General features: G+C 65.4%; 18 protein-coding genes. 11 read left to right on the top strand and 7 right to left on the bottom strand.

The genetic code is table 11. The features are described from left to right. Positions 1–5: 5 nt before the first annotated feature. Complete coding sequence (locus tag SMD14_RS12850; protein WP_157241800.1) at positions 6–554, bottom strand: DoxX family protein; 549 nt, start codon at positions 552–554, stop codon at positions 6–8. A gap of 337 nt (positions 555–891) precedes the next feature. Here SMD14_RS12850 and SMD14_RS12845 point away from each other — a divergent pair, with 337 nt between their 5' ends. After that, positions 892–1,665 carry a sigma-70 family RNA polymerase sigma factor gene (locus SMD14_RS12845; RefSeq protein ID WP_321213882.1) on the top strand — a complete coding sequence of 258 codons (774 nt, stop codon included), beginning with the start codon at positions 892–894 and terminating at the stop codon, positions 1,663–1,665. Then, positions 1,662–1,922 carry a mycothiol system anti-sigma-R factor gene (gene rsrA, locus SMD14_RS12840; RefSeq protein WP_157241802.1) on the top strand — a complete coding sequence of 87 codons (261 nt, stop codon included), beginning with the start codon at positions 1,662–1,664 and terminating at the stop codon, positions 1,920–1,922. Before SMD14_RS12845 ends, rsrA begins: the two co-directional genes overlap by 4 nt. 95 nt (positions 1,923–2,017) lie before the next feature. Here the strand turns inward: rsrA and SMD14_RS20295 are convergent, their stop codons facing one another. The 5 genes from SMD14_RS20295 to SMD14_RS12820 all read right to left on the bottom strand — a co-directional run bounded on the left by SMD14_RS20295 (position 2,018) and on the right by SMD14_RS12820 (position 8,343). Then, positions 2,018–2,092: a 50S ribosomal protein bL37 gene (locus tag SMD14_RS20295; RefSeq protein ID WP_369299106.1), complete on the bottom strand. Its 75-nt coding sequence runs from the start codon at positions 2,090–2,092 to the stop codon at positions 2,018–2,020. Between the two features lie 125 nt (positions 2,093–2,217). Next, complete coding sequence (locus SMD14_RS12835; RefSeq protein ID WP_321213881.1) at positions 2,218–2,829, bottom strand: PadR family transcriptional regulator; 612 nt, start codon at positions 2,827–2,829, stop codon at positions 2,218–2,220. Then, the gene (locus SMD14_RS12830) at positions 2,829–3,656 is read right to left on the bottom strand and encodes a DUF4097 family beta strand repeat-containing protein (protein WP_321213880.1); all 828 of its coding nucleotides are present in this window, start codon (positions 3,654–3,656) and stop codon (positions 2,829–2,831) included. The genes SMD14_RS12835 and SMD14_RS12830 overlap by 1 nt, the downstream gene beginning before the upstream one ends. An 87-nt stretch (positions 3,657–3,743) precedes the next feature. Continuing rightward, positions 3,744–4,343, bottom strand: coding sequence for a GDSL-type esterase/lipase family protein (locus SMD14_RS12825; protein WP_321213879.1), 600 nt, complete (start codon positions 4,341–4,343; stop codon positions 3,744–3,746). Positions 4,344–4,533: 190 nt separating this feature from the next. Continuing rightward, the gene (locus SMD14_RS12820) at positions 4,534–8,343 is read right to left on the bottom strand and encodes a multifunctional oxoglutarate decarboxylase/oxoglutarate dehydrogenase thiamine pyrophosphate-binding subunit/dihydrolipoyllysine-residue succinyltransferase subunit (RefSeq protein WP_321213878.1); all 3,810 of its coding nucleotides are present in this window, start codon (positions 8,341–8,343) and stop codon (positions 4,534–4,536) included. A gap of 548 nt (positions 8,344–8,891) precedes the next feature. Between SMD14_RS12820 and SMD14_RS12815 the strand changes: the two genes are divergently transcribed. The 5 genes from SMD14_RS12815 to SMD14_RS12795 all read left to right on the top strand — a co-directional run bounded on the left by SMD14_RS12815 (position 8,892) and on the right by SMD14_RS12795 (position 14,136). After that, a complete protein-coding gene (locus SMD14_RS12815; protein WP_157241805.1) occupies positions 8,892–10,262 on the top strand; it encodes a hemolysin family protein in 1,371 nt (456 codons plus the stop codon). Beyond that, positions 10,259–11,329: a hemolysin family protein gene (locus tag SMD14_RS12810; RefSeq protein WP_321213877.1), complete on the top strand. Its 1,071-nt coding sequence runs from the start codon at positions 10,259–10,261 to the stop codon at positions 11,327–11,329. The genes SMD14_RS12815 and SMD14_RS12810 overlap by 4 nt, the downstream gene beginning before the upstream one ends. A gap of 133 nt (positions 11,330–11,462) precedes the next feature. Continuing rightward, positions 11,463–12,452: a metal ABC transporter solute-binding protein, Zn/Mn family gene (locus tag SMD14_RS12805; RefSeq protein WP_321213876.1), complete on the top strand. Its 990-nt coding sequence runs from the start codon at positions 11,463–11,465 to the stop codon at positions 12,450–12,452. Continuing rightward, positions 12,449–13,261 (top strand): metal ABC transporter ATP-binding protein, encoded by an 813-nt coding sequence (locus SMD14_RS12800; protein ID WP_321213875.1) that lies wholly within the window; start codon positions 12,449–12,451, stop codon positions 13,259–13,261. Before SMD14_RS12805 ends, SMD14_RS12800 begins: the two co-directional genes overlap by 4 nt. Beyond that, complete coding sequence (locus SMD14_RS12795) at positions 13,261–14,136, top strand: metal ABC transporter permease (RefSeq protein WP_321213874.1); 876 nt, start codon at positions 13,261–13,263, stop codon at positions 14,134–14,136. The genes SMD14_RS12800 and SMD14_RS12795 overlap by 1 nt, the downstream gene beginning before the upstream one ends. 54 nt (positions 14,137–14,190) lie before the next feature. Here SMD14_RS12795 and SMD14_RS12790 read toward each other — a convergent pair whose 3' ends face one another. Further along, positions 14,191–14,655, bottom strand: a complete 465-nt coding sequence (locus SMD14_RS12790) for a Fur family transcriptional regulator (RefSeq protein WP_321213873.1) — start codon at positions 14,653–14,655, stop codon at positions 14,191–14,193. Positions 14,656–14,749: 94 nt separating this feature from the next. Between SMD14_RS12790 and SMD14_RS12785 the strand changes: the two genes are divergently transcribed. Genes SMD14_RS12785 through SMD14_RS12770 form a run of 4 tightly spaced genes read left to right on the top strand, consistent with a single transcriptional unit; the run spans position 14,750 to position 17,881 of the window. After that, on the top strand, positions 14,750–15,406 hold the full coding sequence (locus tag SMD14_RS12785) for an MBL fold metallo-hydrolase (protein WP_157241811.1): 657 nt from the start codon (positions 14,750–14,752) through the stop codon (positions 15,404–15,406). Next, entirely contained in the window at positions 15,403–16,299 is an 897-nt protein-coding gene (locus SMD14_RS12780) for a sulfurtransferase (RefSeq protein ID WP_321213872.1), read from the top strand. Before SMD14_RS12785 ends, SMD14_RS12780 begins: the two co-directional genes overlap by 4 nt. Next, complete coding sequence (locus tag SMD14_RS12775) at positions 16,296–17,459, top strand: NAD(P)-dependent alcohol dehydrogenase (RefSeq protein WP_321213871.1); 1,164 nt, start codon at positions 16,296–16,298, stop codon at positions 17,457–17,459. Before SMD14_RS12780 ends, SMD14_RS12775 begins: the two co-directional genes overlap by 4 nt. Next, the gene (locus SMD14_RS12770) at positions 17,456–17,881 is read left to right on the top strand and encodes an HIT family protein (protein ID WP_157241814.1); all 426 of its coding nucleotides are present in this window, start codon (positions 17,456–17,458) and stop codon (positions 17,879–17,881) included. Before SMD14_RS12775 ends, SMD14_RS12770 begins: the two co-directional genes overlap by 4 nt. Positions 17,882–17,905: the final 24 nt, after the last annotated feature.

Below are 17,905 nucleotides of genomic sequence, written 5' to 3'. Positions count from 1 at the left end.
CGTTGTTATGCCCCCGTGGCCTGTTCCACCGCGCGGCGCACGGCTTTGTCCGCTTTGTGGAGTTTCTTGTTGGTGGTCTTCCTGGCATCCGCCGCGAGGTGGGATGCGCCCTTGCGTGCATCCGCGGCCAGGTGCTCTGCCCGCCAGGCCAGGCCCGGCTTGCCGGCAGTATCCACTGACGCCAGCAGTGCGCCCCCGCTCAACGACAGGTTCTTGAGGAGCTGGTTACGCCGGGTGTCGCGGCCTTCCTTGCTGCTGATGTCTGCGCTGCGCCATTCGACGAACGTGTTGAGCAGGGAAACCACGGTGAGCACAGTGGCCGAAAGCCTGGAGAACTTGCCCAGCCCGAACAGCACGCCGGCACCAACCTGGGTTCCGCCGATGACGCGGGCCAGGGTCTTCTCGTCCGTTTTGAAGGGCAGCGAGGCGGCCGCCTTGCGGAGCAGCGGCGAGAGCTGCTGCGCGGTGTCGTCAGCGTTCTTGAGCTTATCCATTCCAGCAAGGACAAAGCTGGAGGCCAGCATGGGGCGGGCGAGCGTGCGGACAAAGGACATGGATTTCCTCCCGGGTGGACGAACCGCGTCGAATGCGGCGGAGTCCGTCCTAGTCTTGCACTTTTGGGGAATATTTGCCGAGCGCGGGAGGTTATGGATGTCGGATCCGGGAACACCGGTCCGCAGGGAAGTCATGGGTGAAACCATGGAACAGATGGCCGGGCACGGATCGCCAGACGCCGGTCCCCGGCCGGACAAGCAGAGCGGAGTTGGGCCCTTGGCGCGCGTGTTGGACGGAATTGAAGCAGCAGGCCCGGTGGCACTGGACACGTTTAAGTCGGAACCATCAGGGTACGGGCCGCCGCGTGCGCGGAGCCTGACAGTAGACTTGAGGGCAATGAGCACCTTGGATCCGGCCGTCTCGGCCATGTACGAAGCTTCCCATGACGAAGCGAAGAGCAGCCTTGCCGCCGGAACAGAGGCTGCCGATTCCGCAGTTGTCCCGGTGGCCGGGCCTGCCGCGGAAGCGGGCGGGGACCTGGTGGATGTTTCCACTGAATCTGTGGAAGAACGCAGGCTGAGGTTCGAGCGCGATGCGATGCAGTATGTCGACCAGCTGTATTCGGCGGCGATGCGCATGGCCCGGAACCCGTCAGATGCCGAGGACCTCGTCCAGGAGGCCTACACCAAGGCTTTCTCCGCGTTCCACCAGTACAAGCCCGGAACCAACCTCAAGGCCTGGCTCTACCGCATCCTGACCAACACGTACATCAATCTGTACCGCAAACGGCAGCGGGAGCCGCTCCAGTCCAACTCGGACACCATCGAGGACTGGCAGTTGGCGAGGGCTGAGTCCCACACCTCCAGCGGTCTCCGGTCCGCCGAGGCCGAAGCGCTGGACCACCTCCCGGATTCCGACGTGAAGAGGGCGCTCCAGGACATTCCCGAGGAATTCCGCCTTGCGGTCTACTTCGCCGATGTCGAAGGGTTCGCCTACAAGGAAATTTCAGACATCATGAACACGCCCATCGGCACGGTGATGTCCCGGCTCCACCGCGGCCGGAGAATGTTGCGGGACATGCTGGGGGAGTACGCCGCAGAGCGCGGATTCAAGACAGCCGCCGAATCACCGGACGCGGCAGGAAGCACACAACAGGAGAGCAGGAAATGAGCGACTGCCAGGGATTGGGCGATTGCGATGACACCCGGATGCAACGGATCTACGAGTACCTCGACGGTGCTTTGACCCGCGAGGACATCACCGAAATCAAGAACCACCTTGATGATTGCCCGGAATGCACGGAGCAGTACGACCTCGAATGCGTGATCCGCAACATGGTTAAGCGCTCCTGCACCGAGGCTGCCCCGGAAAACCTGAAGAACGCCATTCTTGACCGGATCCACACGATCCGGCCGGTAGACGCGTAGGGCGGCCGCACAGCCGCCGCTGACAACAGCAAAGGACCCCGGAAGCCATGTGGCTTCCGGGGTCCTTCGCTTGAACCGTAGTTCCTGGCATGTGCCTAGGTGTTGGGGCGCTTCCCGTGGTTCGCGCCGCCACGCTTACGGTCACGACGCTTGCGTGCACGCTTGCTCATAGCTGGCCTCCTTCTTACTGTTGGTACTCAAAAGAGCTGCCCTCAAGTCTCGCACATCAAGTAGCTGCCCGCGAACCAGGGACGGCCGCGTGACCTGCGCTTTGTCAGCTGTAAGGCGTACAGGCCTAGGGTCTGAGCGAGTTGCGGATCGAGATGCCGGCCTGTTCGAGGACTGTCCTGACTGTTTCCAGTGCCAGGGGGCTTAGCGGCTGCCTGCCTGCGTGCAGCCGCAGTTCCGCCCTGAGATCGTCCCGGAACCGCTGGATCATCATTTCCGCTTCCTTCAGGGAGCGCTGGCTTTCCGGGGGCAACCTGCCGGGGACCTTGAATTCCGTCGACAGCGCGGTGGCCCGCGCGGCCTCCGCCGTGGCGGCAAGATCCGCGCGCAGGCCCCGCATGTTGCTGCGGATGTCCTCGCGGAGGTTGTCGGCCAAGCGCCGGACGGAGGCGGAGATTTGGCTCTCCACCCCGGCCAGTTCGTCACGGCGCCGGTTCAGCTCAGCCAGTCCGGAAGCGGTGATGCGGTAGTTTGTCCGGCGCCCGGCGGATTCCGTGGCCACCAGACCCTCCTCCTCAAGTTTTCCCAGCCGCGGGTAAATGGTTCCGGCGCTGGGGGAGTAGGTGCCACCAAACCTTTCCTTGAGTTCCTTGATGAGCTCGTAGCCGTGTTTGGGACCTGACTCAAGCAGTGCCAGCAGGTAGAGGCGAAGCGCGCCGTGGGCGAATACCGGGGCCATTAGGAGCCGGCTTCTGCACTTTCAACCGCCGGGCCGTGGAAGATGGAGGTTTTGCCGGACACCGTGTTCGTCCGCACCAGCATGAGCTGTCCGTCCGGGCCCGCAATGGTTTCCACCTTGCCGCCGACCACCGTGTACCGCTGGTCTCCGATCACCACCGCACCGCTGGCAGACTTGGCCACGATGTCCACGCCGACGTCATGGGGCAGGCGGATGGTGAGGTCTCCGGACACCGAGTTGGCCCCGAAATCGTGCGTGAAGCCCAGGAGGTCAAAGCTCATGTCCCCGCTGACGGTGTTGGCGCGGATATTGCTCAGGTGCCCGGACGCGGTCACTTCGCCGGAGACGCTCTTGGCGGTGAGGACACCGGTGTGGTTCCGGGCGGAGACTTCTCCGCTGATGGTGCTGATGTGCAGTTCACCCTCGGTACCGTCCGCCATGACCGAGCCGGAAACCGTGTTCAGGCGGGTCTGCCCTTTGATGCCGGACACCAGCCCGTCACCGCTGACTGTTCCCGCCTCCACGCGGACGTGGGCAGGAACGGCAATACTGATGACGGCTGAATTCTCGCTGTTGTGGCTGACGGTCCCCATCAGGTTCTTGAACCAGCCCTGGGGTCCGTGCAACTGGTGGCGGACCTCCAGCCGGCCATCGCTGAGGGATACCGCCACCGGGTCTCCCTGGACATCCGCGATCTCGATCCGGGCTACGGGTTCCTCGTGCGTGACCACGTCGAAGCGGCCCTGGACCATGCCCAGCTTCAGGGACTCCACGCCGTCGACGTCGATGGTCTGCGGGCTGGTGACAGTCCATTCTTGATCAGTCACGGGGTCCTCCAAAAGGCGATATATCGTGTTGACCCTTCCAAGCTACCCGCCCATGGAAACAGCGTCAAGATATATCGCGAATCGGGCCTACTCCGGGACGTCCATGCCGAGCCACTGGAACCAGCCCCGGTGAAGAACCAGCCATGCCATCAGTCCGTAACCTGCCTGCCCCGGAGTTCCCCCGTTGGCTGCCAGGTCCTGGCGCCACTGTTCGTGGTTCAGGAGAGGGGAGAAGGTGTCAACGTACAGGTGCTTGCGCCGTGTTGTGACGTCGGCGAAGGCCGTGTTCAGCTCATCCAGGCGCCTGTTCCGGTTCGGGTCCAGTGTGGGGGGCGGCCCCACGACGAAGACCTCAATCCGGTTCTGCGACGCCGAATCCAGGATGTTGGCCAGGTTGAGCCTGCTGCGCGCCGTGGAGAGCCCAAACTCGATGTCACGCCCGGAGAGTCCGATGACCAGCCTGTTTTCGGCGTGGTCGCTGAACCGGCGGCCGGCTTCCTCGAGCCACCGCGCGGCCAGGCCTTCCGTGCCTTCCTGCGGGCATGGGAGGGCGTAGCTTTCCAGGAGCATGCTGTCCCGGGGCGTGCGGGCGAGGACGCGTCCCAGCCAGCCGAGCGCCCGGGGATCACCCAGTCCGGCCAGCAGTTCATCTCCTACAGCTGCAATGCGCAGCTTCCTGTCTTCCACACGTTCCTCTTTACGTCAGTGCCTTGCCGCTGCAACCGTGGATTCAACTGCCGGCCACGGAGCGGCGCCTGTGCATTCGTTGGGCTGTCCATCTCGCGCCGTGCGTTTCATCGGCGCTGTGCACTCCATTAAACAGAACTGCCCGGCCGGAGTCTGGGATTTCGACGTCCGGCCGGGCAGCCTTACTGCTTTACTTCCGTGCAAATGCCTGCTTCAGGAGGACGTCCTGCTCAGCGGCGTGCCGCTTCATGGACCCTGCAGCGGTGGATGCCGAGGCCGGGCGGGAGACCAGCCGGATGCGGCGATCGAGGGCGTCCGGCAGGTTCAGGCCGATGAATGGCCACGGCCCCTGGTTGGCGGGCTCATCCTGGGCCCAGACCACCTCGGCGTTCGGATACTTGGCCAGCTCCTTTGCGATCTCCTCGTGCGGCAGCGGGTAGAGCTGCTCCACGCGGACAATCGCGGTGGTCTTGTCACCGGTCTTTTGCCGCGTGGACAGGAGGTCGTAGTACAGGCGGCCGGAGACCAGGAGTACGCGTTCGACGGCGCCTCCCGCCAGCTGCTCGTGCTCGCCGATCACAGGGCGGAAGCTGCCGGTGGTGAAGTCCTCCACCGAGGATGCGGCCGCCTTGAGGCGCAGCAGCTGCTTGGGCGTGAAGATGATGAGCGGCTTCCGCGGACGGCTGTAGGCCTGGCGGCGCAGCAGGTGGAAGTGCGAGGCGGCCGTGGTGGGGTTGGCCACGATCATGTTCTCTTCGGCGCACAGCTGCAGGAACCGCTCGATCCTTGCGGAGGAATGGTCCGGTCCCTGGCCTTCGTAGCCATGGGGCAGCATCAGCACCAGCGAGGAGCGCTGGCCCCACTTCTGCTCAGCGGAGGAGATGAACTCGTCGATGATGGTCTGCGCGCCGTTGACGAAGTCGCCGAACTGCGCTTCCCAAAGGACCAGCGCGTCAGGCCGCTCAACGGAGTAGCCGTATTCGAAGCCCATGGCCGCGTATTCGGAGAGCAGGGAGTCGTAGATCCACAGCTTCGCCTGGTCGTCGGAGAGATGGCCCAGTGGCAGCCATTCCTTGCCGTTGGCGCGGTCGTGGAAGACGGCGTGGCGCTGCACGAACGTGCCGCGGCGGGAATCCTGGCCGGCAAGGCGTACGGGGACGCCTTCCATGATCAGCGAGCCGAAGGCCGCGATTTCACCGAAGCCCCAGTCGATGCCGCCTTCACGGGACATCTGTTCACGCTTCTCGAGCAGCTGCTTGAGCTTGGCGTGGACGGTAAAGCCCTCGGGGACCTCCACATGGGCCTTGCCGATCCGGGCCAGGGTCTCGGCGGAGATTGCCGTGGAGGCAGGGGCATTGACGCCGGAGTCCGACTGCTGGGAGATGGGACGCTCGATGTCCGAGACGGCGGCAGTATCCGCCGTCACGATCGGGATGGGGGAGGTCTGCGCCGCGTGGGTTTCGGCAAAGACGCGTTCCAGGCGCTCCTGGTAATCGCGGAGCAGCTGTTCGGCCTCTTCCTCGGTGATGTCGCCACGGCCGATGAGGGACTCGGTGTACAGCTTGCGGACTGAGCGCTTGGCCTCGATCAGGTTGTACATCAGCGGCTGCGTCATCGAGGGGTCATCGCCCTCATTGTGCCCGCGGCGGCGGTAGCAGACCATGTCGATGACAACGTCCTTGTGGAACCGCTGGCGGAACTCGTAGGCGAGCTGTCCGATGCGGACCACGGCTTCGGGGTCGTCGCCGTTCACGTGGAACACCGGTGCCTGGATCATCTTGGCAACGTCCGTGGAGTACGTGGACGAGCGGGATGACGAGGGGGCCGTGGTGAAGCCCACCTGGTTGTTGACCACAACGTGGATGGTGCCGCCGGTGCGGTAGCCACGGAGCTGGGACAGGTTGAGTGTTTCGGCAACCACGCCCTGGCCGGCGAAGGCGGCGTCGCCGTGGACCATGATGGGCAGGACCGGGAAGGACTCACCCTGGTCCAGCCGGTCCTGCTTGGCGCGGACGATGCCTTCGAGGACGGGGTCCACGGCTTCCAGGTGGGAGGGGTTGGCGGCCAGGTAGACCTTGGTTTCCTTGCCGTTGTCCGAGGTGAACGTCCCCTCGGTGCCAAGGTGGTACTTTACGTCGCCGGATCCCTGCACGGAGCGCGGGTCCTGGGTGCCTTCGAACTCCCGGAAGACCTGCGCGTAGGTCTTTCCGGCGATGTTGGTGAGCACGTTGAGGCGGCCGCGGTGGGCCATGCCGATGGCAACCTCGTCCAGGCCGTCGTCGGCCGCGTTGGACATGATGGCGTCCAGCAGCGGGATCAGCGATTCGCCGCCCTCGAGGGAGAATCGCTTCTGGCCTACGAACTTGGTCTGGAGGAAGGTTTCGAAGGCCTCGGCTGCGTTCAGCTTGGAAACGATGCGCAGCTGCTCTTCGCGGCTGGGCTTCGAGTAGGGGTGCTCCAGCTGGTCCTGGAACCACTTGCGCTCGGCAGGCTCCTGGATGTGCATGTACTCGATGCCCGTGGTGCGGCAGTATGCATCGCGCAGGACACCCAGGATGTCGCGGAACTTGAGCATGGGCTTGCCGCCGAAGCCGCCCGTGGGCCATTCGCGGTCCAGGTCCCAAAGTGTCAGGCCATAGGTGAGGACGTCGAGGTCGGGGTGCTTGCGCTGGACGTACTCCAGCGGATCGGTGTCCGCCATCAGGTGTCCGCGGACGCGGTAGGAGTGGATCAGCTGCTGGATCCGGGCCACCTTGTTGATTTCGTCGGCCGGGTCCACCTGCTTGTCGGCGCTCCAGCGCACGGGCTCGTAGGGGATGCGGAGGGACTCGAAGATTTCGTCGTAGAAGTCTTGCGCACCCAGCAGCAGCTGGTGGACCAGCTTCAGGAACTCGCCGCTGCCGGCACCCTGGATTACCCGGTGGTCGTAAGTGGACGTCAGCGTGAGGACCTTGCTGATCGCGTTATGGGCGATGATCTTTTCGCTGGCACCCTGGAATTCCGCAGGGTAGTCGAGGGCGCCGACGCCGATGATGGCGGCCTGGCCCTTTGACAGGCGGGGCACCGAGTGGACCGTGCCAATGCCGCCGGGGTTGGTCAGCGACACCGTAGTGCCCTGGTGGTCCTCCGCGGTCAGCTTGCCGTTGCGGGCACGCTTGATGAGGTCCTCGTAGGTGTGCCAGAACTCGGAGAAGTTGAGGGTCTCGGCCTTCTTGATGTTTGGCACCATGAGCAGGCGGGTGCCGTCAGGCTTGGGCATGTCGATGGCGATGCCGAAGTTGACGTGGGCCGGCTGGACCGCAACCGGCTTGCCGTCCACTTCGTCGTAGTACACGTTCATCGACGGGAACTGGGAAAGGGCGCGGATCACGGCATAGCCGATGAGGTGCGTGAAGGAAACCTTGCCGCCGCGGGCGCGGGCGAGGTTCGAGTTGATGACCACGCGGTTGTCGATCAGCAGTTTGGCCGGGATGGCGCGGACGCTGGTGGCGGTGGGCACCTGGAGGCTGGTGACCATGTTGGTGGCGATCGCCTTTGCCGGTCCGCGAAGGACGGAGACGACGTCCTCTTCGGGGGCGGTGGGGGCCTTGACGTTCTTGGGCAGCTGCGCGGGGATGGGCTGCGAGCCGGTTCCGGTCCCGGTCTTCTTGCCGCCGTCGCGGGCTTCGGTGGCGGGAGCCTTCTTTGCCGGTGCTGCAGCGGACGCCGGCGGCGCGGCAGGAGGTGCCGGAGGCGCGGCGGGGGCAGCGGCCGGCGACGGTGCCGGGGCTGCGGGGGCGGGGTTTACGGCAGGCATTTCCCGGGTGGCAGGGTGGGCTGCGGCATGCGCCGGATGTCCGTTGGAAGAAGAACTGTTGCCCGACTCGAACGATTCAAACAGCGGCCACCACTTGGCATCCACAGCGTTCTTGTCCTGCTGGTACTGCTCGTACAGTTCGTCAACGAGCCACTCGTTTCCGCCAAATTCCTCTGGTAGACGGTGGCTAGGCTGCTCTGGCACTTGAAATACGCCTCTTCCATGAGTTTGATTTCTCTCCGGCCCCACGGTGCCTCAGCAACACGTTCGAACCGATCTCTGCGTCCTCTGAACCCAGACCTTTGCAAGTCTAGTGAGCATCTTGTCTTAACTGCCAATAAGGGTGATTCAAATCATGAAGTGACGCCGGGATCGCTGAATGTGGCGTTATGCACCACGGTCGAGCAGCGCCCTGCCGTGGCAAGAACCAGGCTGGGGGAGCTGCCGGCGGGCCGGCGGCGGCGGGGCGGGGGGTGCTGCTCCTGTAGACTAAAAACCTTATGGACAGTAAATCTAGGTGCCGGCCTGGGGGCTGTCAGCGGAGCATGAAGACCAGCTCCGCGCAGTCCACCCGCAGAGCCGGCAAACCCCGAACACGAGCCCATCATCCGCCGGCAGCCCGGCCGGCCGTAGCCCCCGCGGAAAGAGCGTCGGTCTCTGCCGACCATCCTCCGCCGGGAAGATCGTCCAGTCCCCGGCTTCCCCTTTTAAATGCCACGCCGTCGGCAACCGCCTCCCGGGCGGGATGCTGAATGGAGTGGCTACTCCTCGCAGCAGGACTGCTGCTCATCGCCGGTACGGGTTTCTTCGTCGCCGTCGAGTTCTCCCTCATCGCCTTGGACCAGGCAACGGTCCAGCGCGCCATTGACGACGGCGACACGGCCGCCGCGCCATTGCTCACCTGCCTGAAGTCGCTGTCTACGCAGCTGTCCAGCTGCCAGCTGGGCATTACCCTGACCACCCTCCTCACCGGCTACGTGATGGAGCCCTCCTTGGGCCGCCTCCTGGAGGCCCCCCTGGCCGCCGTCGGACTTGCCGGCGTCGCGGCCTCCTCCATTTCCCTGGTCCTGGCCATGGTGATCGCCACCCTGCTCTCCATGCTCCTGGGCGAACTGGTGCCCAAGAACATGGCCATTGCGCTGTCCTTCCCCGTAGGGCGGGCCCTGGCGCGGCCGCAGCTGATGTTCACCGCCGTCTTCAGGCCTGCCATCGTGGTGCTCAACGGATTCTCCAACAAGGTGCTGAACGTTTTTGGACTGGAGGCAAAGGAGGAAATCTCCGGCGCCCGGACGCCCGCGGAACTTGCATCCCTGGTGCGCCGTTCGGCGGCGATGGGAACGCTCGACGCCGGCACCGCCAACTTCGTGGCGCGCACCTTGAACTTCTCCACGAGGACAGCGGCGGACGTGATGACGCCGCGCATCCGGGTGGAGACGATCGACGCCGACCAGCCGGTCTCGGATGTGGTGGATGCCGCGCGCCGGACCGGATACTCCCGTTTCCCGGTCATCGGTGACTCCGCGGACGACATCCGGGGGCTGGTGCACGTGAAGAAGGCGGTGGCTGTTCCCTGGGACCGCCGCCCGAACCTGGAAGCCGGGGCCATCATGACGGAGGTCCTGAGGGTTCCCGAGACCATCCACCTTGACGCGCTTCTGGCAGAACTCAGGGACGGCAACCTGCAACTCGCAGTGGTCCTGGATGAGTACGGCGGAACTGCCGGCATCGCCACCCTCGAGGACCTGGTCGAGGAAATCGTGGGGGAGGTGGCGGATGAGCACGACAAGGTCCGCCCGGGACTGCTGCAGAGTGCCTCCGGCGACTGGTACTTCCCGGGCCTGCTTCGCCCGGACGAGTTGTCCGAGCAGATTCCGCGGCTGACCGTCCCCGACGAAGCGGCCTATGAGACCGTGGGCGGGTACGTCATGAGCAAGCTGGGCAGGATTGCCGCCGTGGGGGACACGGTTCCCGTTGGCGGGGGGACACTGAGTGTCACCAGAATGGACGGCCGCCGGATTGACCGGATCTGCTTCCACCCGGCCGTTGAGCCCGAGCCCGCGGCCACCGATGACAAGACGAAGCGCAACGGCAGGTCCAAGCGCAACGACAGGACAGAACAATGAGCGACTGGGCCGGAATCGTCTGGCTGGGGATCCTGCTGCTTGGTAATGCGTTCTTCGTTGCCGCTGAGTTCGCGGTCATGTCCGCGCGGCGAAGCCAGATCGAGCCGCTGGCCGAGGCCGGGTCCAAGCGTGCGCAGACCACCCTCCGCGCCATGGAAAACGTGTCGCTGATGCTGGCATGTGCGCAGCTTGGCATCACCGTGTGTTCGCTGCTGATCCTGCTGGTGGCTGAACCTGCTATCCACCACCTGCTGGCCGTCCCCCTGGAGACCCTTGGACTGCCGATGGAGATCGCCGACGTGGCGGCCTTCGCCGTTGCCCTGATGCTGGTGACGTTCCTGCACGTCACCTTCGGCGAGATGGTGCCGAAGAACATTTCGGTAAGCGTGGCAGACAAGGCGGCGCTGCTGCTTGCCCCGCCGCTGATGTTTGTTGCCCGGCTGGTCCACCCCGTGATCTCGGTCCTGAACTGGTCCGCGAACCACATCCTCAAGCTCCTCCGCATTGAGCCCAAGGATGAGGTGAATTCCTCCTTCACCCTTGAGGAGGTGCAGTCGATCGTGCAGGAGTCCACCCGCCACGGCCTGGTGGACGACGACGCCGGGCTGATCACCGGCGCGCTGGAGTTCTCCGAATACACGGCCGCGGACATCATGGTGCCGCTGGACAAGCTGGTCATGCTGAAGGCGTCCACCACACCGGTGGAGTTCGAAAAAGCAGTCAGCCGCACCGGGTTTTCCCGATTCCCCATGCTTGACGAGGACGACATGCTGTACGGCTACCTCCACGTCAAGGACGTGCTCTCCATCCCCGAGGAGGCGTATGGGCTGCCGATAGCCGAAAGCCGCATCCGGTCGTTGGCCAACCTGGCACTGGACGACGAGATTGAAAAGGCGATGTCCGTCATGCAGCGCACTGGCTCGCACCTGGCCCGGGTGATCGGCCCGGACGGCAACACCCAGGGCGTCCTGTTCCTCGAGGACGTGATCGAGCAGCTGGTGGGCGAGATCAGGGACGCCACGCAGGCCACCGGCATCCGCAGGCTGGGACAGCCGAACGGCAGCTGACCCGAAGGCGCCCTTCCCGGCCAGTTCGGGGAAGGCGCCTTTTCTGCCGGCCTTCCGTCCTAAATAGGAATGATTCCCATTTAGGTATAAGCTGGACTGGTTGTTTTCACCTTCCCTTTTGAATGAGGTTCCCGTGCGCCGTACCGCCGCTGCCCGATCGTCCATGGCCGCCCTTGCCGGGCTAGGCCTCCTGCTCACCGCGTGCAGCCCGCAGGCGGAACCGTCAACGCAGGCTGCCGACGGGATCAACGTGGTGGCGTCAACCAACGTCTACGGGGACATCGCCAAGACAATCGGCGGTGACAAGGTCAGCGTTACGGCCCTCATTACCAAGACCAGCCAGGATCCGCATTCCTACGAAGCCACTGCCCAGGACCGGCTGGCAGTGTCCAAGGCGGACCTTGTCCTGGAAAACGGCGGCGGTTACGACGGCTTCATCCACACCCTGGCACAGGACAGCGGCCTCGACGACGCGAAGGTGCTGAACGCCGTCGAACTTTCCGGCCTTGCCCACCCGGAGGAGGAAAAGCCCTCCGCTGGGGCGACCACGACGGAACCAGCAGCGGGGGATGACTCCGCGCACGGCCACGGCGAAATGAACGAGCACGTCTGGTACAGCCTGCACGCCATGGAGCAGCTGGCCGACGGCATCGCCGCCAAGCTCGGCGAGCTGGACCCCGCCTCTGCTTCGACCTTCCAGTCGAACGCTTCCGCCTTCAAATCCAGCGTTGAAGAGCTGCACATAAAGCTCGATGCCCTCAAGCCTGCGTCAGCCGGGGCCCAGGTTGCCGTCACCGAACCCGTGCCCCTCTACCTCCTTGAGGATGCCGGGCTGGTGAACGCCACCCCTGCGGACTACACTGCTGCGATTGAAGAAGGCTCCGACGTGCCGCCTGCAGTCCTCAAGGCGGCAACCGACCTGGTGGCCACGAAGTCGGTGCGGCTCCTCGCCTACAACAGCCAGACCGAAGGCCCGCAGACGGAGTCGCTGAAGAAGGCCGCGGAAACTGCCGGGGTTCCGGTGGTGGATTTCAACGAAACACTGCCTGAGGGCAAGACGTACCTGCAGTGGATGACGGACAATGTGGACAACATCAGCAAAGTTCTGGAGACAAATAGTTGAAACCCCTGGTCAGCCTTACCGGAGCGTCCCTGAAGTTCGGTAAGCGGGCGCTCTGGGAGGACCTGGACCTGGACATTAAGCCCGGCGAGTTCTTCGCCGTGCTTGGTCCCAACGGAAGCGGCAAGACCACATTCCTGAAGGTCCTCCTAGGGCTCCAGGACCTGCACCGCGGCCAGGCCGTCCTGGGCGGCCGCCCCGTGGAGCGCGGGAGCAGCCTGATCGGCTACATCCCGCAGCAGAAATCGTTCGCTCCGGACACTCCCATGCGTGCCAGGGACCTCGTGGGCCTGGGCGTTGACGGCCACCGCTGGGGCCTGCGCCTGAACACCGCCAAGGCCAACCGCAGGATTGACGAACTCCTTGAACTGGTTGGTGCCACGGAATACGCAAAAGTCCCGGTGGGCCAGCTCTCCGGCGGCGAGCAGCAGCGGCTCCGCGTGGCGCAGGCACTTGCCACGGATCCGCAGGTCCTGCTTTGCGACGAACCACTGCTCTCCCTGGACCTGCACCACCAGCAGGCGGTCAGCGCCCTGATCAACAAGCAGTGCCGCGACCAGAACAGCGCCGTTGTGTTCGTGACGCACGAAATCAACCCCATCATCGACTACGTGGACCGTGTCCTGTACTTGGCCGGCGGACGCTTCAGGGTGGGAACCCCCGAGGAAGTCATGACCACGGAAGTCCTCTCCGGCCTCTACGGCAGCCACGTTGAGGTTATCCACGCGAACGGCCGCATCGTGGTGGTGGGCCTCCCTGACGCCACAACCCACCACCATGCGGAGACGCACGCGGCGGGAGAGGCTGCCTGATGGACGCGGACAGCATCCTTGACGCGATCTTCAGCTTCGAGAACTACGGCGAGCTGCTGGTCCTGGTCCAGAACTCGATTTGGGCAGGTGCCGTCCTTGGCCTGCTGGGCGGGCTGGTTGGCACCTTTGTCATGAAGCGCGACCTGGCCTTCGCGGTCCACGGCATATCCGAACTCTCCTTCGCCGGTGCCGCCTTTGCCCTGCTGGTCGGCGCGAACATCGTCTTTGGATCGCTCATAGGATCGGTTGCCGCCGCCCTGCTTTTGGGCCTGATGGGCGTCCGGGCCAGGGACAAGAATTCAATCATCGGCGTGATCATGCCGTTCGGGCTGGGACTTGGGATCCTGTTCCTGTCCCTTTACGAAGGACGGGCTGCCAACAAGTTCGGCCTGCTGACCGGGCAGATCGTGTCCGTGGACACCGTGCAGCTCCAGGCGCTTGCCGGTACCGCCGTGGTGGTGATGCTGGCCTTGGTGGCCATTTGGCGGCCGCTCAATTTCGCCAGCCTGGATCCGGAACTGGCGGAGGCCCGGGGTGTTCCCGTCCGGACGCTTGCCATCGTATTCATGGTCCTCCTGGGCGTCTCCGTAGCGCTGTCCATCCAGGTGGTGGGCGCGCTCCTGGTCCTCGCCCTGCTGATTACCCCGGCCGCGGCGGCGCTGCGGGTGACGTCGTCACCGGTGGCGGTGGTGGTGCTTAGCGTGCTCTTTGCCATGACGGCCACGGTGGGCGGGATCCTGCTGGCCCTGGGCGGACGCATCCCCATCAGCCCCTACGTCACTACCCTGTCGTTCCTGATCTACGTGGTGTGCCGGGTGATCGGGTCGGTGCGGGCCGCAAGGGGCATCAACGGGCGGGTCCTGGCCGCATCCTGAAAGGCGGCCTGCCTACTGCCTGCCCCCTGCATGGTCGCCTACCTGGCTGCGTGCCTAAAGGATGCCGGCGGCCTGGCGCACCGTGCAGTCAGGGCAGAGCCCGAAAATCTCCACCGTGTGGGCCACGTCGGTGTATCCGTGTTCTGCCGCGATGCGCGCCGCCCACGTCTCGACGGCGGGGGCCTCCACTTCCACGGCCTTTCCACAGTTGCGGCACAGCAAGTGGTGATGGTGCCCGGTGACGGCGCAGCGCCTGTACACCGCTTCACCGTCGCCGTTCCGCAGAACGTCCACCAGCCCCTCGTCCGCGAGAGACTGCAGGATCCGGTAGGCGGTTGCCAGCGAGACCGGGGCGCCCTGGTTTTGCAGGATCCGGTACAGCTCCTGCGTGCTGACGAAATCGTCGAGTTCATCCAGGGCGGCGCTTACGGCCCGGCGCTGCTTCGTGACGCGCTGTTCCTTGCCGCCGCCCGGCACGGGGGACGGGGTGGTGGAATCAGCCTTGGCGCCGAAGGGCATGGATGGACTCGCTTCCTCAGGATGGTGGCAAAGATACAGATTACCAGCCGGAGCGTCGTGGACACGGTCCCGCGGCGGACCCTAGGCTGGCGCTATGAAGCTGACCAAATACACCCACTCCTGCGTCCGCCTTGAAAAGGACGGCCGGGTCCTGGTCCTGGATCCGGGCAACTTTTCCGAGTCGGCGGAGGCCCTGGAGGATGCGGAGGCGGTCCTGGTCACGCATGAGCATGCCGACCACATCGACGTTCCGGTTGTGGTGGAGGCGTTGCGCGCAAACGGGGCGCTGGCGGTTTTCGCTCCGGCGCGGGTTGCCGGCCAGCTGCAGGACAAGGCCACGGGCGAAGCCGCGCGCATCCACGCCGTGAACCCTGGCTCAACATTCCAGGCTGCCGGCTTCACCGTCCGCAGCTTCGGAGGCCAGCATGCCCTGATCCACCCGCAGATCCCCGTTGTCGCCAACATCGGATACCTCATCGACGACAACGTGTACCACCCGGGGGACTCCTTCGTCATTCCGGACGGGACCAGCGTCCGGACCCTGTTGGTTCCCCTCCACGCGCCGTGGAGCAAATCCGCCGAGGTGCTGGACTTTGTGATCGGCGTCCGGGCGCCGAAGGCGTTCCAGATCCATGACGGACTGCTCAACGAGAACGGCCTGAAGATCGTGGAAGGCCATGTCCAGAGGATCGGCGCCAAATACGGCACCGAATACACCCATCTGGCTGCCCGGGAGTCGGTGGAAGTTTGAACCCCTTGATCGACGTGGCCGGCCTGCAGGCCCGCCTTGCCGAACACCGGCGCACGGTGCTCCTTGACGTCCGCTGGGTCCTGGGCGATCCGCACGGTTACCGCCACTACCTGCAGGGGCACCTGCCGGGTGCCGTGTTCGTGGACCTCGCCACCGAACTTGCCGCCCCGGCAGTTCCGGAGCGCGGGAGGCACCCGCTGCCGGCCGCCCGGGACTTCCAGGAAAGCGCCAGGCGCTGGGGCATCCGCGACGGCGACGTCGTGGTTGCCTACGATGACAGCGGCAGCATGGCCGCGGCACGCATGTGGTGGATGCTCCGGAACGCCGGCTTCGCGGACGTTTACCTGCTTGACGGCGGCTTGGCCGCCTGGCGTGCCGCGGGCCTTCCGGTGGAAGCAGGACCGGTTGTCCCGGAGGCGGGAGACGTGACGCTCGCGGACGGAAACATGCCGGTGCTCGACGCCGCTGCCGCGGCCGGCTGGCCGCACGCCGGCCTCTTGCTGGATGCCCGTGCCGGGGAGCGGTACCGCGGGGAGTTTGAGCCTGTTGACCCCCGGGCCGGACATATCCCGGGTGCGGTCAGCGCGCCGACGTCGGAAAACGTGGACAGCAGCGGGCGGTTCCTGCCGTCCGACGCCCTCCGCCGCCGTTTTGAGTCGCTGGGCGTCCGGGACGGAGTGCACGTCGCGGTGTACTGCGGCTCCGGGGTCACTGCGGCCCATGAGGTGGCAGCCCTGGAACTCGCCGGCTTTCGGGCTGCACTGTATCCGGGTTCGTTCTCGGAGTGGTCCAACAACCCGGACCTGCCGGTGGCAACCGGCGCAGAGCCCGGCCGCCCAAGCGGACCGCCGAGTGGAAACACGGCTGCGGTCAAGGGTAGCGTCCCACTATGACTCCAGGACGCCCCGTACCGCCGCCCCTTGCCAAACCAGTCGCCCCGGAACCTGCCGCTCCTGAAGCAATTGCTGTCGACGGCGGCCGCCTCGCTGCCGGGTACGGCGCGACGTCACCGGACAGCGGGCTCGTGCCGCTGACCCTTGCCCGGCGCGCTCCCGGGGCGGACGACGTCGAAATCGCCATCGAGTTCTGCGGGCTGTGCCACTCGGATGTGCATGCAACCCGCGGCGAGTGGGGCGGCAAGGTCTGGCCGCTGGTCCCGGGACACGAAATTGTGGGCACAGTCAGCCGGGTGGGCTCCGCGGTGACGGATTTCGCCGCTGGCGACCGCGTGGGTGTGGGCTGCATGGTGGACTCGTGCCGCGAATGCGAAAGCTGCCTGGACGGCCTGGAACAGTACTGCGAAAACGGCATGACCGGCACGTACGGGGCCGTTGACCGGCGGAACGGCGGCGCCCTGACGCAGGGCGGCTACTCCTCCTCCGTGGTGGTGGACCGCCGCTACGTCCTGCGGGTGCCGGCAGCCCTCGATCCCGCCGCCGCTGCCCCACTGCTGTGCGCCGGCGTCACCACGTTCTCGCCGCTTCGGCACTTCGACGTCGAAGAAGGCGACGTTGTGGGCGTGGTGGGGCTGGGCGGACTCGGCCACATGGCCGTCAAGTTCGCCAAGGCAATGGGAGCGAAGGTGGTGGTGTTCACCACGTCGGAGGCAAAAGTGGCGGCTGCCGTGGAGCTGGGCGCGGATGAGGTTGTCCTGTCCCGCGACGAAGCGGCGATGGCAGCGGCCAACCGCAGCATCGACCTCATCATCGACACCGTGGCGGCCCCGCACGACCTGAAACCGTTCTTCCGGACCCTGCGGGTGGACGGTGCGCTCTTCCAGCTGGGCCTGCCGTCGGAGGCGATGCCGCCGGTGAACCCGGGCGCGCTCATCGGGCGTCGGCTTTCCTACACCGGCTCGCTGATTGGCGGCATCGCCGAAACCCAGGAGATGCTGGACTTCTGCGCCGGGCACGGTGTTGCTGCGGACATCGAGGTCGTGCGGGCAGACCAGCTGAATGAGGCCTACGACCGGATGGTGGCAGGCGATGTGAAATACCGTTTTGTGCTGGACACCAGCACCTTGCAGGCACCCGCCAAGGAGGCAGACGCATGAGCACGCTTTTCACCAGGATCCTGAACGGCGAAATCCCGGGCCGCTTCGTGTGGCGGGAACCGGATGTTTCCGCTTTCCTCACCACCGGTCCGCTGGCTGACGGCCACACCCTGGTGGTACCCACTGAGGAAGTGGACCGGTGGACGGACGCGTCGCCGGAAACGCTGGCGAAGGTCATGGAGGTGGCCCGGCGGATCGGTGCTGTGCAGGTGGAGACCTTCAAGGCCGCGCGGGCCGGGCTGATCGTGGCGGGTTATGAGATCAACCACCTCCACGTGCACGTCTGGCCCTCAAGGAGCATGGCCGAGTTCAATTTCGCGACGGCGGACCAGAACCCCGATCCGGACATCCTCGACGCCAACGCCGAGAAGCTCCGCCAAGGGTTGCGGGCCGCCGGGTACGGCGAGTTCGTCCCGTCCTAGGCAGCCCGTCCCGGTCCCGCTCCC

It is taken from the genome of Pseudarthrobacter oxydans (genome assembly GCF_034258515.1).
Taxonomy (GTDB): Bacteria; Actinomycetota; Actinomycetes; order Actinomycetales; family Micrococcaceae; genus Arthrobacter.
Note: the sequence above shows the minus strand (reverse complement) of the source record. Positions and strands in the feature narration are given on the sequence as shown.